This window comes from Bacteroidales bacterium (assembly GCA_023228145.1).
Taxonomy (GTDB): Bacteria; Bacteroidota; Bacteroidia; order Bacteroidales; family CAIWKO01; genus CAIWKO01.
This window is the reverse complement of the sequence record JALOBU010000001.1, coordinates 125,158-140,529: the sequence shown is the minus strand read 5'-3', so window position 1 is coordinate 140,529 and position 15,372 is coordinate 125,158. Positions and strand designations below refer to the sequence as shown.

Sequence of the window (15,372 nt, the reverse complement as noted above, 5' to 3'; positions counted from 1 at the left end):
ATTAAATACTATCAATTATGAAAAATTTCAAACGATTTCCGGCAGCAAAAACGATTTTATTTTTACTGCTTGTATTTTCATTTTTTTCATGCTATAGAGACAAGTTTGACTTTGACATGCTCGATACAGACGGAGAATGGAATCCTGACGTAGCTGTCTCTGCCATATATTCCAATTTAACTCTGGCAGATATTATAAATGACCATGACTATAATAATCTTGTTACAGACAATACTCACTTTCAAACCCTGATATACTCCAAAAAAGTTTACTCCAGAACTGCAGCTGAACTGATATTTTTCCCGGTACAAAATTTAAACACCAATATACAATTCAGTGTAACAGGAGCACTTCCTTACGGGACAGATCTGCAGGCCACACCACATCAGGTAAATTATTCATTTATGGTCATACCCGATAGTGTAATCATTGACGAAATGACACTCAAAACCGGACTATTTAATTTTTCTGTTTTTTCTGCGGATTTAAACCATGATGCCACCATCAACATTTCAATTCCCAATGCAACACTTGGAGGCATTCCTTTTAACCAAAATATAAATTATGTTTATAATTCCAATATCAATCAATTCTTTGATATTTCGGGCTATAAACTTACATTCGACAACACCGGACTTAATAAAAATGTTTTGGATATCATATATACAATCACTGTTCACGGGAACGGCAATTCAAACAACTCTCCTTACAATTTAAGCCTTAATGAATCATTCAGCGATATTGTTTTGCAAAAAATTGAAGGAGATTTTAAAAAAATGTACTTTAATTTCCCAGGTGACTCTATTGAAATAAGACTTTTTAAGAACAATATTCATGGGTTTATAGATTTTGAAGACCCAAAAATCAACTTCATAGCCACTAATTCTTTCGGGATGCCTGTCCGATTTAATATTACCAATCTTAAGGCTACCGAGGGGAATGATATGCAGCCAGACGTATTAATTAGCGGTGTACCTTCTTCCTGGGATATTAATTACCCGTCAATATCTCAAATTGGCCAAAGCGTTACAACAGAACTGCAACTCGACAAAACAAACAGTAATGTTTGGAATGGGGTCTTAATATCCCCAAAATGGTTTGTTGCAGATATCGCTGGGGTTTCAAATCCAACCGGAGGAACATCAGATAATTTTGCCAATTTTGACAGCCAGTTTGATATTGATGCTCAGGTGGAACTACCTCTGGCAGGAAAAACATGGAATTTTATCATTCAGGACACCCTCGATTTTGAATTAGGGGAAGATTTAGGTGTGGCAGAATATTTACATTTCCGCATTAACACAACTAACGGCTTTCCTGTTGAAGCTATCATGCAAGTATATTTTCTGGACGAAAACAACCAGAAACTTGATTCATTACTAACACCTGCTCAACAAATAGTTGCCCCTGCACCTTGCAGTTCTTCCCCTCCATATATGGTTACACAGTCCGTTCATAAATATACGGAAACAACCTTCGAAAAACAACGCATTTCTAATCTCAAACAAACAAAAAAAGCTCTTGTCCATGCTCAAATGTTATCCTCACAAAGCTCAACTCAGATTGTAAACATTTACTCAGACTATAATCTTTTAGTCCAAGTAGGTGTCAGAGCGAAGTTACATGTAACTTATTAAAACTCCATTGAACATGAAAAGAATAAAAATATTTTTTGCAATAGCAGCCACCCTTGTCATAACTAATAATTTTGTTCTAGCCCAGGATGGCATGACCAGTTATACTATGAGCACTTTACCTCAGGCATACTATGATAACCCGGGGCAGATGCCGCTTTATAAAATACATATTGGCTGTCTCCCTATTGTATTTTTACCTGTATTGTCTTCAAATTATACCAGTATTTCAAATAGCGGATTTAAGTATGATGACCTGATTCACCAGCGCAAATCAGATGATTCATTATACTTTGACTTTGAAGATGTTGTGGATGGCCTTGCTAAAAAAAATCATCTAATATTAAACCAGCAAATTGAGCTTCTTTCTTTTGGTTTTAAAATTAAACGTGTACATTATGTTAGTTTGTCTTTAACCGAAAAATTAAGATTCAGGTTTACTTACCCAAGAGACCTTCTCTCAATGATATGGCGTGGAAATTCACAATTTATTGGTTCTGCAGCCAACTTTAACGGATTAGGAGCCGAACTTACGCATTATCGTGAATTAGCTCTTGGATACACTTACAACCTGAATTCCAAATGGACTGTAGGGGGAAGGTTTAAACTTTTATTCGGGATGTCAAATGTTTATACAAAAAAAAGCAAACTAAGCCTTGAGGTTGATGAAGAATATTATAATCTCACTGCCAACTCTGATTTTGATCTTTATACATCAGCGCCGGAAAAAATATATAACACTTTATTTGATAACGATACAATGACTATTGATGATTACAAAGATTATTTGTTTAACTTTAATAATCCCGGATTCGGCATTGATCTGGGTGCCACATATAAAATTAATGAAAAATGGACTGTAGGTGCCAGTGTTATTGATTTTGGATATATCTTCTGGAAAACCGAAACCAGAAGATATTCCATGAGTGATAAAAGTTTTACTTTTCAGGGCATTGACATTGCAGATTTTTTCAGAAAAGATTCAACACAGGAAAATGCTATTGACAAACTATTGGACTCCATTGCGAATATATTTAAAATTGAAGAAGAAAATAAAAGATATTCCAGTCCGCTTCCAACAAAAATCTATTTGAGCGGATATTACAATATTTCAAAAAAAGACCGTGCTGCGGTAATTTTCCGAGGAGAAATATATGGAAAGACTTTTCAACCTGCGTTTACTATAGCATATAACAGGTTGTTCAAGAACATACTGGATTTTTCATTTTCATACTCATATATGAACCGTGAGTGGCTTAATTTTGGTATTGGAGCAGCCCTTAGATTTGGACCATTCCAGATATTTTTATCTACCGACAATTTTCTTGCAGCTATTATTCCTTATCACACAAAAAATTTCAACGTACACTTTGGATGCAATTACATTTTCTATCAGAAAGTCTCAAATCCGCTTATGAAACTTTAAGCTTTTAATTTGACAGTTTCATTTTTAGAATTATTTTTGCATTAGATATGAAGCAAAAAGTAATAATTATATTGTTATTCAGTATGATTTGTACAATACAATCATGCAAAATAAATTATTCCTTTACCGGCGCATCCATTCCCCCCGAAATCAAAACTATTTCCATCCATTATATTAAAAACAATGCATCCCTTGTAAAACCGACATTAAGCCAACAGTTAACAGAGGCCCTGCGTAATCGGTTTAGCTCCCAAACAAACCTGGTTCCGGTTAATTCCGTTGGCGATTTTGACCTTTCGGGAGAAATAACAAATTATTATACTTCGCCAACGGCTATTCAGGGAGATCAAACTGCAGCTCTAAACCGTCTATCAATAACTATTAATATTCGCTTTGTTAATAAGTACGATGAAAAACAAAATTACGAAGCCAGTTTTATGAGATATGCTGACTATCCCAGCTCTCAAACCCTTTCCAGCGTTGAAAACGAGATAGTAGAACAAATTATTGAATATCTCGTTGATGATGTATTTAATAAAACTGCCGTTAATTGGTAATTAATAAATGAATAAAAGCGAATTTATTGGTTATATCAATAACCATGAAAACATAACCCAGATTAATAAGCAGGAAATGCTATCTCTGCTTAATCAATATCCTTATTTTCAAACCGCACATCTATTATACACTACATTCCTGAACATTAGTAATGATATCCAGTTTGAGGAACAATTAAAAAAATCTGCAGCACATATTAACGATCGTTCCGTGCTTTATTGGCTCATATATAATCAAAAAGTAATACAACCCGTAACATTAAGAGATGATAATAAAGAACAGCCCTTCACTCAGAATGTTGAAGAAGCAATAATTAATGAAGTACAACCTGAAGTTGATTCAACATTGTCAAACAATAAACCTGAAAAATTTTCAAACTCGAAAGAGTCCGAAAATAGCCCAGATGATAAGGTCAGTCCAATAGAAAATCAAGCAAGCAATGCTGAAGTTGAAAGCCCTGATAATAAACAGCTGTCAACCTATAAAAAGGAAGAAAATGCCCTGATTGACAAATTTGTCCGCGAACAACCAAAAATATCACCGCCAAAGCGAGACTTTTTTAGTTCGGTTAATATGGCTGAGAACAGTTGTGTTGAACATGACGATATTGTTAGTGAAACTTTGGCAAAAATTTATATTTCACAAGGCTTAAACGAAAAAGCACTAAAAATTTACCTCAAATTAAATTTGTTAGTTCCGGAAAAAAGCAGTTATTTTGCAGCCCAAATTGAAAATCTTAAATTAAAATTAAGTAAATAACTTCATTAATAATATTCAGCATGGGAGCATATATTGTAATTTCTGTACTCATTTTTATAATTTGTATTTTGCTAATATTGATTGTTTTAGTTCAAAATTCAAAAGGTGGTGGGCTTGCCTCCAATTTTTCATCATCTAATCAGTTTATGGGTGTTAGAAAAACAGCCGATTTTCTTGAAAAAGCCACATGGACCCTTGCTATTGCACTCGTTGTGTTGAGCTTAGTATCAATTTTTGTTATACCTAGAGCCAACAAAGATGCAACTATTGATACCGAACTCAGAGAGCAGATTAATAACGAACAACCTGTTGATTATACCCCTGCACCCACAGGGAACAACTAGTCAATAAATTTAAAAATATTAAGTGTCAGAATGTCATATCCGTTCTGACATTTTTTGTTTTTTATATAATCGAAACTGAAAAATTGTCCATTTAATATAATTTTTCTTGAATGGCATAAAATATGACTATTGCAAACGAAATATAAAACTAATCCTCATTAATTATAAATCAAAAAGTAAAAGTTATGACAAAAAATTTAGGAACGCCCTTAAAAGACAGGGTTCTTATAGAGCCAGCTCCTGCTGAAGAAAAAACTGCTGGTGGAATCATTATACCTGACACAGCAAAAGAAAAACCTCAGAAAGGTACTGTGGTAGCTGTTGGAAAAGGAAAAAAAGACGAACCTATGACACTTAAAACAGGTGACCAAGTTCTTTACGGAAAATATTCAGGTACTGAAGTCATTATTGATGGAAAATCATATCTGATAATGCGTGAAGATGATATTTATATGGTGATTTAATAAAATTATAATAACAAAAAAAAATTAAACAAATGGCAAAGGAAATTATTTTTGATATTAAGGCCCGTGAGGCGTTAAAAAAAGGAGTTGATGCTCTTTCAGATGCTGTAAAAATCACTCTTGGACCCAAAGGGCGCAATGTCATTATTGACAAAAAATATGGGGCACCTCAGGTTACTAAAGATGGAGTCTCCGTTGCAAAAGAAATTGAACTGAAAGAACCCGTTGAAAACATGGGTGCTCAACTCGTAAAAGAAGTTGCTTCAAAAACTGCAGATATTGCCGGAGATGGAACAACAACAGCTACTGTTTTGGCTCAGGCAATTATAACTACCGGCTTAAAAAATGTTACAGCTGGTGCAAACCCCATGGATCTCAAACGTGGCATTGACAAGGCTGTAACTGTAATTATTGACAAACTTAAAAGCCAGTCCAGAGCAATTAAAAAGAACAACATTATTGACAAAGCAGAAGTTATCTTTAAAGAAGTTAAAGATAAAAAACAGGAGTTAAGCTATACCGATAAAGTTAAAGTCATAAATGAAATTGTTGCAGTAGATGAAATTTCTCAGGTTGGCTCCATTTCTTCAAACAATGAAAATGAAATCGGGGTAACTATTTCTTATGCAATGTCTAAAGCCGGGCATGAAGGTGTTATTACTATTGAAGAAGCCAAAGGCACAGAAACAACTGTTAAGGTTGTGGAAGGTATGCAGTTCGACAGGGGCTATATTTCTCCTTATTTTGTTACCGACACAGACAAAATGGAGACAGTTTTCGAAACTCCTTACATATTGATTTATGACAAGAAAATATCGGTAATGAAAGATTTTCTTCCGATCCTTGAAAAAGTAGTACAAACAGGTCGTCCGCTTTTGATAATTGCTGAAGAAGTTGAAGGAGAAGCTTTGGCAACTTTAGTAGTTAATAAATTGCGTGGCTCATTAAAGATTGCAGCTGTTAAAGCTCCGGGTTTTGGAGACAGAAGAAAAGCTATGCTGGAAGATATCGCTATCTTAACAGGTGGAACACTTATTTCGGAAGAAACAGGTTACAAACTTGAAGATGCTGAACTATCATATCTCGGACAAGCAGAAAAAGTGGTTGTTGATAAAGACAATACAACAATTGTTAGCGGAAAAGGCGAACCAGGACAAATTAAAGCCAGAGTAGCACAAATTAAAACACAGATTGAGAATACTACATCAGATTATGACCGTGAAAAATTGCAGGAACGCCTTGCAAAATTATCAGGCGGTGTAGCTGTGATTCAGGTTGGTGCAGCCAGTGAAGTGGAAATGAAAGAAAAGAAAGACCGTTTTGACGACGCCTTAAATGCAACCCGTGCCGCCGTTGAAGAAGGTATAGTTCCCGGAGGCGGAGTTGCATATATCCGTACTATTAACACTCTGGAAAAACTTAAAGGAGATAATGAAGATGAAGAAATTGGCATTGCAATTATTAAAAGGTCATTAGAAGAACCTTTGCGGCAAATTGTTGAAAATGCAGGACTGGAAGGTTCTGTTATAGTGCAGCGAGTAAGAGAAGGAAAAGATGATTTCGGGTTCAATGCTCATACTGAAAAATTTGAAAACCTTTTCAAATCAGGCGTTATTGACCCGACTAAAGTAACACGTGTAGCCCTTGAAAATGCAGCCTCCATTGCAGGTATGTTTTTAACTACTGCATGTGTTATCAGCGACATAAAAGAAGATACACCACCCCCTATGATGAATCCCGGTATGGGTGGTATGGGTGGAATGATGTAAAATAACACACCAGAATAAAAAAACCGGCTTTTGCCGGTTTTTTTATTACTTTTTTAACTTCAAACAAAATCTCAAAAAAATTTGTTATTTACCTAATAAGATAATGATATTTTATTGCTTCGAGCAATGTTAAAATGCTGGCTTTTTCATTTAAATTTCCATTAACAAACAAATTTCTGCAATCTTGATATAACTCTTTATGATTTTCAAGAAGCATAAAGGATGATTGAAATTTATCATTAAAAAAATTCCTGACCGTTTCATTTTTTTTCCACCAATAATCGAAAGGTGTCATAGAATATGTCCGGGATATTCCGAAAATTTTGGACTTTATTAATTTCATACCTTTAATTGCTTTGCTGAAAACATCTGGGTAATATGCAGGTAACCCGGCTTTTGATGTCCATGGATAATGATATACCACACTTGCATGATGTTTTAGCCATTCAAGATATATTTTTCTTTTATATCTAAGATTGGGACTTATTTGCAGAGCGTAATCCAAATAATCAATATGCATAAAGGGTGATGAATAGTCTGTAAATCTTTCAATTGCCCTATAACCGCCATAAGCTCCATTAAAAGCACGGGTATAAAAACCTAGTATTTCGTCATTTTCAAAATTGCTTATTACATGATTTTGTAAATATGGTGTTAATTTATTCAATAATGTTTTTGAATAACTATAGTTTTTTATTCCCTCGATAGAGGGTTTAACATGAGCCTTAGTCTTTAAAAAACTACCTAATACAGCATCACCGATTTGACCAGTATGTAATAGACCTAGAGACTTAACATCCAATCTTTTCATAGAATTATATGTTTGTGCAATACCAGAATAAACAATATTTCCATCACTTATTTTCAAAGTATCATCGATTGTATTGCATAAGTATACACCATTGTCAAGAGCATAAAAAACCAGTTCAAGCTTCATGTCTCTTGCCATTTTTCTGGCAATAGTTTCATCTAAAGATCCAGATTCAGAAATATTTATTAATAACGAGCGATAATTATTCTGGCATGCATACCAGATAACCGTTTTGGAATCCAAACCACCAGATATTGTTCCCAAATGGGCATATCTATATTCATCATCCTTTTCAAACTCCTGACTGATAGCATAATTAAAACGTTCATGCAATTCGGCACAAATTGAGGGAATATTGGAATATTTGGGAGTATTATCCAGTTCGTAATATCGTTTTGATCTTATGGCGGATTTATTAACAACCAAAATAGTACCTGGGTTTATTTTTTTAATTTCCGAAATCAAAGTCCCATCATTTATCATATAACCGAAAGTGATTAAGCTGTATGCCGAAATCTCATCTAGTGAATATTGAATATTGTTGTTAGACAGGCAGTCAACAATTTTTTTTACCTGTGTTGAAGCAATAAACAATGAATTATTCTGATTGTAATAGTAATAAACCCATTTTGAACCTGTATGATTGGTAAAAACATGCCAGGTTTTTGTCACTTTACTGTAAAGTACTCCACAAAACTCTCCGCGAAGTTCATTTACGAAACTAATTCCGTATTTTTCAAATAGCAATATTAATAGGTTTGCATTATCAGATATGGAATATTTGTTTTTTAATTCTTTAAAATTAAAAACTACACCATCCATAGCGATAACATACCGTTCATTACTAAACCAAATTTTATCATTTGTAAATTTATTCAGAACATAGTGGCTCAGGAACGATTCGTCAACTTTCAATGAATTATTTATCAATTCTCCTGATGTCTGAGGATATTCAAATGGAATTTTATCAGAAGAGTTAAAATCTACCATTAAGAAAAAACCCGTCATAAAAATATCTTTGATATTATAAGCATACAAATTTAGTTATTTAGAGATAAAAATGTCATTTAAAAAATTCTTAAAAGAACCGGGATAGAATATGTGTGACAAAATGTCTTAAAAAACATGACAAAAGTTTGCCAAATTATTAATTTAAAGTAATTTTACAAAATTATTTTAGATTTATGGATGTACAATCTATTAAACAACGTTTTGGGATTATCGGGAATTCACCCCAATTGAATCTTGCCATAGATGTTGCCCGTCAGGTAGCACCTACCGACTTAAGTGTCTTGATTACTGGTGAAAGCGGCTCGGGGAAAGAAGTATTTCCCCAGATTATACACCAGTTAAGCTCAAGAAAACACGGACCTTACATTGCTGTTAATTGCGGCGCCATTCCTGAAGGTACCATAGATTCTGAACTTTTCGGACACGAGAAAGGTTCATTTACCGGAGCTCACGAAGCCAGGAAGGGATACTTTGAAGTTGTTAATGGAGGAACAATTTTCCTTGACGAAATTGCCGATATGCCTTTATCAACCCAGGCAAGGCTTCTAAGAGTACTCGAATCAGGAGAATTCATAAAAGTAGGCTCATCTAAGGTTTTAAAAACAGATGTAAGAGTTATTGCTGCCACGAATGTTAATGTTTCCGAAGCCATACATCATGGAAAATTCCGGGAAGATTTATACTATCGTTTAAGTTCGGTTCCCATTATTATTCCCCCATTACGTGAAAGAAAAGATGATATTTTATTGCTTTTCCGGAAATTTGCTGCTGATTTTGCTGAAAAATACAAAATGCCGTCTGTAACCATCGAAGAAAACGCTCAAGAACTGATGCTTAATTATCGCTGGCCCGGAAATATAAGGCAACTTAAAAATATTGCCGAGCAAATCTCTATTATTGAAAAACAGCGAAAAATAGATATTGAAACCCTTACAAGATATTTACCACAGGTTAGTTCAAGTAAACTTCCAGTTTTAATGAAAACTCAGGGCGATAAAATGGAAATTTCCGAAAGAGATATTTTATATCGTGTGCTATTCGAGATGCGTAAAGACATTACGGAGCTTAAACAACTTGTTGCAGAGATTATGAAAGAAGATAATATCCCGGTAAAAATGCAGGACTTAAAAAATCAGTTTCTGAAAGACTTAGAACACGATTATATACCTATTGAAAATAAAAATTCCTCATTAAAAATCAATACTCCTGAAACCTATATCGCAGAACCTATTCAGAGCCCTGAGATTTATGAAGAGTCTCTTTCTATTCAGGACCGCGAAGTCGACCTTATAAAAAAAGCTTTGGACAAACATCGTGGCAAACGTAAAAATGCCGCACGTGAACTTGGAATTTCTGAAAGAACACTATACCGGAAAATCAAAGAATACAATATCGACAATTAAGTACTGTTTTTGTGAATATTGCTGTTAATACACGCTTATTATTACCCGGGAAATTAGAGGGTATAGGCTGGTTTACTTACGAAACCTTAAAAAGAATAACTCAAAAACATCAAGAACATACCTTTTATTTTATTTTTGACAGGTCTTTCGATAAACAATTTATATTTTCAGAAAATATAATACCTGTTGTCGTTGGCCCCCAAGCCAGGCACCCGTTTTTGTATTATTTATGGTTTGAATATTCCGTAAAAAAAACTCTCAGAAAAATAAAAGCTGATATTTTCTTATCTCCCGATGGTTTTTGCATGCTGAAGCCAGCAATTCCATCTTTAATTGTAATGCATGATTTAAATTTTGAATATTATCCTAAAGACCTTCCCTGGCTAACATCACATTATTACAGGTATTTTTTTCCAAGGTTTGCTCAAAACGCCAGACGTATTGCCACTGTTTCAGAATTTTCCAAGAATGACATTCAAAAACATTATCATATTGATTCTGATAAGATTGACGTAGTATATAATGGGGCAAATGGTTACTTTCAACCTGTCGGGGAAGACATAAAATATTTGGTTAAAAAGCAGTACACCAAGGGAAAAGACTTTTTTATTTTTATTGGGGCATTATTGCCCAGAAAAAACCTGAGAAACCTTTTTATTGCTTATGATATTTTCCGAAAAAAAAGTAATAAAGAAATAAAATTATTGATTGTTGGAGCCCGAAAATGGTGGACTCCAGAAATAGAAAAAACATTTAGCAGACTACAATATAAAGAGGATATTATTTTTACCGGAAGGCTTGAAACTGCTGAATTATTTAGGGTTCTTGCTTCTTCGTTGGCTTTAACTTACGTTTCCATTTTCGAAGGCTTCGGTATTCCTATCCTGGAAGCATTCCAATGCAATGTTCCTGTAATCACTTCTAATGTAACTTCTATGCCTGAGGTGGCAGGCGATGCTGCCTTACTTATTGATCCATTTAACCCGGACTCTATAAGCAAGGCAATGTGTCAAATTGCTGAAGACAAAGATTTAAGTACCAATCTTATTGAAAAAGCAAGTCTCAGAAAGAATTATTTCTCATGGGATAAAACAGCAGAACTCCTATGGCAATCAATCATTAGGACTAAGAATCCATAGATTTTATTTTTCCCGAAGCATTTTTAAATAACTCCTGACGGACCTGTCATAAGTAGCTTCATATTTTGCATTAAAGTAACACGCTGGAAGTTCATTATTATTACGGTGATATTCAACACATTCACAGCAAACACCTTTTTTGGAGCAAGGATAAGAGCAATTACATTGTGTTTGGTTTTTTACTACATTACAATCATTCATAATTGTATCAAAATTTCACCAAAATTAAACTTTAAGTAAAAATAATCATAAAGTACTTGCTGTTAATTAAAAAATATTTACTTTTGCATTCCTTATAAATTTCATCAATAATGAAAAGAACATTTCAGCCGTCGCAGCGTAAAAGAAAAAACAAGCACGGATTCCGCAGCAAGATGGAAACAGCCAACGGCCGCAGGACACTTGCAAACAGAAGAGCTCAAGGCAGGAAGAAACTTACAGTTTCTGACGAGAAAACCCATAAATAGATATTTTTTCAGCAATCAATATTGATTTAATTAAAATCATTTAATTTTGAGGAGATAATTGATATTGTCTCCTTTTTTTTAATAATAGGTGAAATGAGTTTTTTTTTCTGGTTAATTTTTATAGTTATAATTTCATGGTTTTTATTGATTTATGTTGTTCCTTTGGTAATTAAAAGATACCTGAACAGATTGACAAAAAAATATCAACAACAGCAAAAACCTGAAAAAAAACCAGATGGATTTGTTAATGTTGATTATGTACCTGATATTAAAAATAACAAATCAGCTCCCGGAGAATATGTTAATTATGAAGAAATAAATGACAAATAAAAAGCTCTTATGAAAAATTTTGATTTAAAAAAAATTATTCCTTATGTAATTGCTGTTATTGTTTTTGTTGTAATATCTTTAGTTTATTTCAGTCCTGTTTTACAAGGGAAAAAAATACAACAAAGTGATGGTGTTAACTTCCGTGGAGTATCAAAAGAAATTGTTGATTACAGGGAAAAGGGTGATAATATTTTATGGACAAATTCCTTATTTGGAGGAATGCCTGCATACCAGATATCTGTAATTTACAAAAACAACATTTCGAGATTTTTCAGCAAGCTTTTTTATTTATGGTTGCCAATGCCTGCTGCAATACTATTTATTCTATTGCTTGGTTTTTTTATATTGCTAATTTCTCTTAAAGCAGATCCCTGGCTGTCGATGGTTGGTGCCATTGCCTTTGGGTTTTCAACATATTTTTTCCTTGCTATAGGGGCCGGACACAATACAAAAACAATGGCTGTTGCTTGCATGCCTGCAATACTCTCCGGGGCCATTCTTGCTTTCAGAGGCCGTTATCTATTGGGAGGGGCATTAATGGCTATTTTCCTTTCCATTCAGATATTTGTAAATCACATCCAGATGACATATTATTTCATGATTTTATTTGGATTTGTTATACTGGCTGAGATTATATATAATATCTTAAAAAAACAATACCTTCATTTTGTCAAAGCGCTTGCAGTAATAATCATTGCTTTCATTCTTGCCGTTTTACCCAATATAAGTCAATTATGGACTTCCTATGAATATATGAAAGACACCATACGAGGCAAACCTGTTCTTACTTCGGAACTGCATAACAAATCAACAGGGCTTGACAGGGATTATATAACCCAATGGAGTTATGGAATTGGAGAAACTTTTACATTGATGATACCGAATGTTAAAGGAGGAGCTGATGGCGCGTTAAATGAAACTAAATCTGCACTGGATAATGTGGACAGAAAATTTCGAAAAGATGTAGCACAACAAAATCATTATTGGGGTAATCTGCCTTTCACAGCAGGACCTGTTTATGTTGGAGCTTTTGTTTGTTTTCTTTTTATATTAGGACTTTTTATAGTAAAAGGCAGGTTAAAATGGGCTTTTTTGACAACGACTATTTTAGCCATATTACTTTCCTGGGGACACAATTTTAATTTTCTGACAAATTTTTTTATTGATTATATCCCCTTCTACAGCAAATTCAGGGCAGTATCTTCCATACTTGTAGTTGTTGAAGTCACCATTCCTTTACTGGCCATACTCGCTTTAAAAGAAATAGCAGAGAATCCGAAAATAATAAAAGAAAAAAAATTATTTTTCTTTATCTCACTTGGACTTACAGCAGGATTAACATTGTTATTTGTTTTACTCCCAACTACTTTTTTCAATTTTATAAAGAACACAGAAGCAACCCAATTCAATGAGCTTATAAAAAAAGGCGCAGACAGTAACCTTATTGACGGATTCATAAGTAATTTAGAAACAGCAAGAGTATCTATCTTTAAAATGTCTTGCTTACGTTCACTTTTGTTTATTTTAATTGGAGCCGGTGTATTGTGGACATACAGTTCAATGAAGAAAATAAGCAAATATGTGTTGTACGTGGCAATTGCTATTTTGATAATGATTGATATGGTTCCGGTTGACAGGAAATATTTAAATGATAAAAACTTTGAAACCCCTAAAAAAGTTGAAAATCCTTTTATAACTTCAACTGCTGATAATTTTATTTTACAGGATAGTACATTAAACTTCCGGGTATTAAATCTTACCGTTGGTAATTTCACTACGGATGCCTCAACGTCTTATTTTCATAAATCAATAGGCGGTTATCATGCAGCCAAACTAAAACGATATCAGGATTTAATAGAACACAGAATAGTCAGAGAGCACGATAGATTAATAAAAACGCTACAGTCAGATAATGTTACGGATTCGGTTTTAATAGCAACTTTGTATGGGCTTACATCTTTAAATATGCTCAATACGAAATATTATATTTACAGCCCTAATGCCCGGCCCTTACGTAATCCAGCTGCACTGGGCAATGCATGGTTTGTTAAAGAAATAAAATGGGTTGAAAATCCAGATGAAGAAATCAAGGCCCTTGACCATTTCATTCCTGCCACAACCGCTGTTGTTGACAAAAGTTTTGAAGAAAATACTGCTCATTTTAATGGAGAAATAAATCCTATATCCGAAATCAAATTAATAAAATATCATCCCGACACATTAACATATGAAGCAAAAAGTCTCAAATCAGCACAACTTGCTGTTTTTTCAGAAATATATTACGACAAGGGCTGGAATGCATATATTGATGGGGAAAAAGCTCCGTATTTTCGTGCCAATTATTTACTGAGGGCCATGGTTGTACCTGCGGGTGACCATAAAATTGAATTCAGGTTTGAACCGAAATCATTTTATATTGGTGAAAAGATATCTTTTGCCGGATCAGCTTTACTTGTTTTATTTCTCGCAGGAAGCCTTTTTATGATATTTCTCAGAAAAAAAAACAACCCTGTCAAAACCAATAAAGAAGAAAAATAACGGAAGCAATTTCATAGTAGGCAAAATTAATTTAGCATTGTGGATTAGGGATAGATATTGAACCGTGATTTCAACTAATAGTGTTTTAGAATAACAATCTAAGGCATTTCTAGGTTTTTATTAAATATATCCCTGCGGTCTATACAATACATTTTTGCATCAAGGATGCAATGAAGTATAAACTGATGAATTACTTCAAGGAAGCCATATGAAAAATTGGGCACAAAAAAGTTGATATTTCCAAGCTCTCTTAATTTATTTTCAGGGACGAACCCCGACAAGGTAATTATTACACAACCTTTTGTCTTTGCAGTTTGTGCTGCCTTAAGTATATTTTCAGAGTTCCCCGAACTGCTTATACAAACAACCAAATCACCTTTTCTGGCAAGCATTTCAATAGGTTTGGAAAAAACATTTTCATATCCGATATCATTGGATAAACAAGTAAGAAGTGAAGCATCGTTAAAAGCTGTAGCTGGGATATTTCCGTTTTTTAATAAATCAATGGCCGTATGGCTGGCAATTGCCGCACTGCCTCCGTTTCCGATAAGATATACCCTTCGATTATTTTTTTGAATATCAGATAACATCTTAACTGACAGGCTTATTCCACTATTGAATTTAATGTTTCTACCAGATTTATCAGTAGTCTCAATCTGCTCAAACGCTTTCTTAAATTCAGAATAATATCTCTCAATAAATTTTTCTATTTTCATTTT

Annotated in this window: 14 protein-coding genes; 12 read left to right on the top strand and 2 right to left on the bottom strand. The window is 33.9% G+C overall.

Features of this window, described 5'->3' with window-relative positions:
* Positions 1–17: 17 nt before the first annotated feature.
* From M0R16_00595 to groL, 7 genes are all read left to right on the top strand, one after another.
* Entirely contained in the window at positions 18–1,637 is a 1,620-nt protein-coding gene (locus M0R16_00595; protein MCK9611382.1) for a hypothetical protein, read from the top strand.
* A gap of 13 nt (positions 1,638–1,650) precedes the next feature.
* A complete protein-coding gene (locus M0R16_00590) occupies positions 1,651–3,060 on the top strand; it encodes a DUF5723 family protein (protein MCK9611381.1) in 1,410 nt (469 codons plus the stop codon).
* Between the two features lie 47 nt (positions 3,061–3,107).
* Complete coding sequence (gene lptE, locus M0R16_00585; protein MCK9611380.1) at positions 3,108–3,617, top strand: LPS assembly lipoprotein LptE; 510 nt, start codon at positions 3,108–3,110, stop codon at positions 3,615–3,617.
* A 7-nt stretch (positions 3,618–3,624) separates the two neighbouring features.
* Positions 3,625–4,377 carry a hypothetical protein gene (locus M0R16_00580; protein ID MCK9611379.1) on the top strand — a complete coding sequence of 251 codons (753 nt, stop codon included), beginning with the start codon at positions 3,625–3,627 and terminating at the stop codon, positions 4,375–4,377.
* A gap of 20 nt (positions 4,378–4,397) precedes the next feature.
* The gene (gene secG, locus M0R16_00575; GenBank protein MCK9611378.1) at positions 4,398–4,721 is read left to right on the top strand and encodes a preprotein translocase subunit SecG; all 324 of its coding nucleotides are present in this window, start codon (positions 4,398–4,400) and stop codon (positions 4,719–4,721) included.
* A 185-nt stretch (positions 4,722–4,906) separates the two neighbouring features.
* Complete coding sequence (locus tag M0R16_00570; protein MCK9611377.1) at positions 4,907–5,185, top strand: co-chaperone GroES; 279 nt, start codon at positions 4,907–4,909, stop codon at positions 5,183–5,185.
* A gap of 32 nt (positions 5,186–5,217) precedes the next feature.
* On the top strand, positions 5,218–6,954 hold the full coding sequence (gene groL, locus M0R16_00565; protein MCK9611376.1) for a chaperonin GroEL: 1,737 nt from the start codon (positions 5,218–5,220) through the stop codon (positions 6,952–6,954).
* Between the two features lie 88 nt (positions 6,955–7,042).
* On the opposite strand, the gene M0R16_00560 is transcribed toward groL, so the two are convergent.
* Positions 7,043–8,773: a hypothetical protein gene (locus M0R16_00560; protein ID MCK9611375.1), complete on the bottom strand. Its 1,731-nt coding sequence runs from the start codon at positions 8,771–8,773 to the stop codon at positions 7,043–7,045.
* Positions 8,774–8,949: 176 nt separating this feature from the next.
* Here M0R16_00560 and M0R16_00555 point away from each other — a divergent pair, with 176 nt between their 5' ends.
* From M0R16_00555 to M0R16_00535, 5 genes are all read left to right on the top strand, one after another.
* On the top strand, positions 8,950–10,179 hold the full coding sequence (locus M0R16_00555; protein ID MCK9611374.1) for a sigma-54 dependent transcriptional regulator: 1,230 nt from the start codon (positions 8,950–8,952) through the stop codon (positions 10,177–10,179).
* Between the two features lie 11 nt (positions 10,180–10,190).
* Positions 10,191–11,318 carry a glycosyltransferase family 4 protein gene (locus tag M0R16_00550; protein MCK9611373.1) on the top strand — a complete coding sequence of 376 codons (1,128 nt, stop codon included), beginning with the start codon at positions 10,191–10,193 and terminating at the stop codon, positions 11,316–11,318.
* A gap of 311 nt (positions 11,319–11,629) precedes the next feature.
* Entirely contained in the window at positions 11,630–11,785 is a 156-nt protein-coding gene (gene rpmH / locus M0R16_00545) for a 50S ribosomal protein L34 (protein MCK9611372.1), read from the top strand.
* Between the two features lie 93 nt (positions 11,786–11,878).
* The gene (locus M0R16_00540; protein ID MCK9611371.1) at positions 11,879–12,115 is read left to right on the top strand and encodes a hypothetical protein; all 237 of its coding nucleotides are present in this window, start codon (positions 11,879–11,881) and stop codon (positions 12,113–12,115) included.
* Between the two features lie 9 nt (positions 12,116–12,124).
* Positions 12,125–14,653 carry a YfhO family protein gene (locus tag M0R16_00535; protein ID MCK9611370.1) on the top strand — a complete coding sequence of 843 codons (2,529 nt, stop codon included), beginning with the start codon at positions 12,125–12,127 and terminating at the stop codon, positions 14,651–14,653.
* Between the two features lie 98 nt (positions 14,654–14,751).
* Here the strand turns inward: M0R16_00535 and M0R16_00530 are convergent, their stop codons facing one another.
* A complete protein-coding gene (locus M0R16_00530; protein ID MCK9611369.1) occupies positions 14,752–15,369 on the bottom strand; it encodes an SIS domain-containing protein in 618 nt (205 codons plus the stop codon).
* Positions 15,370–15,372: the final 3 nt, after the last annotated feature.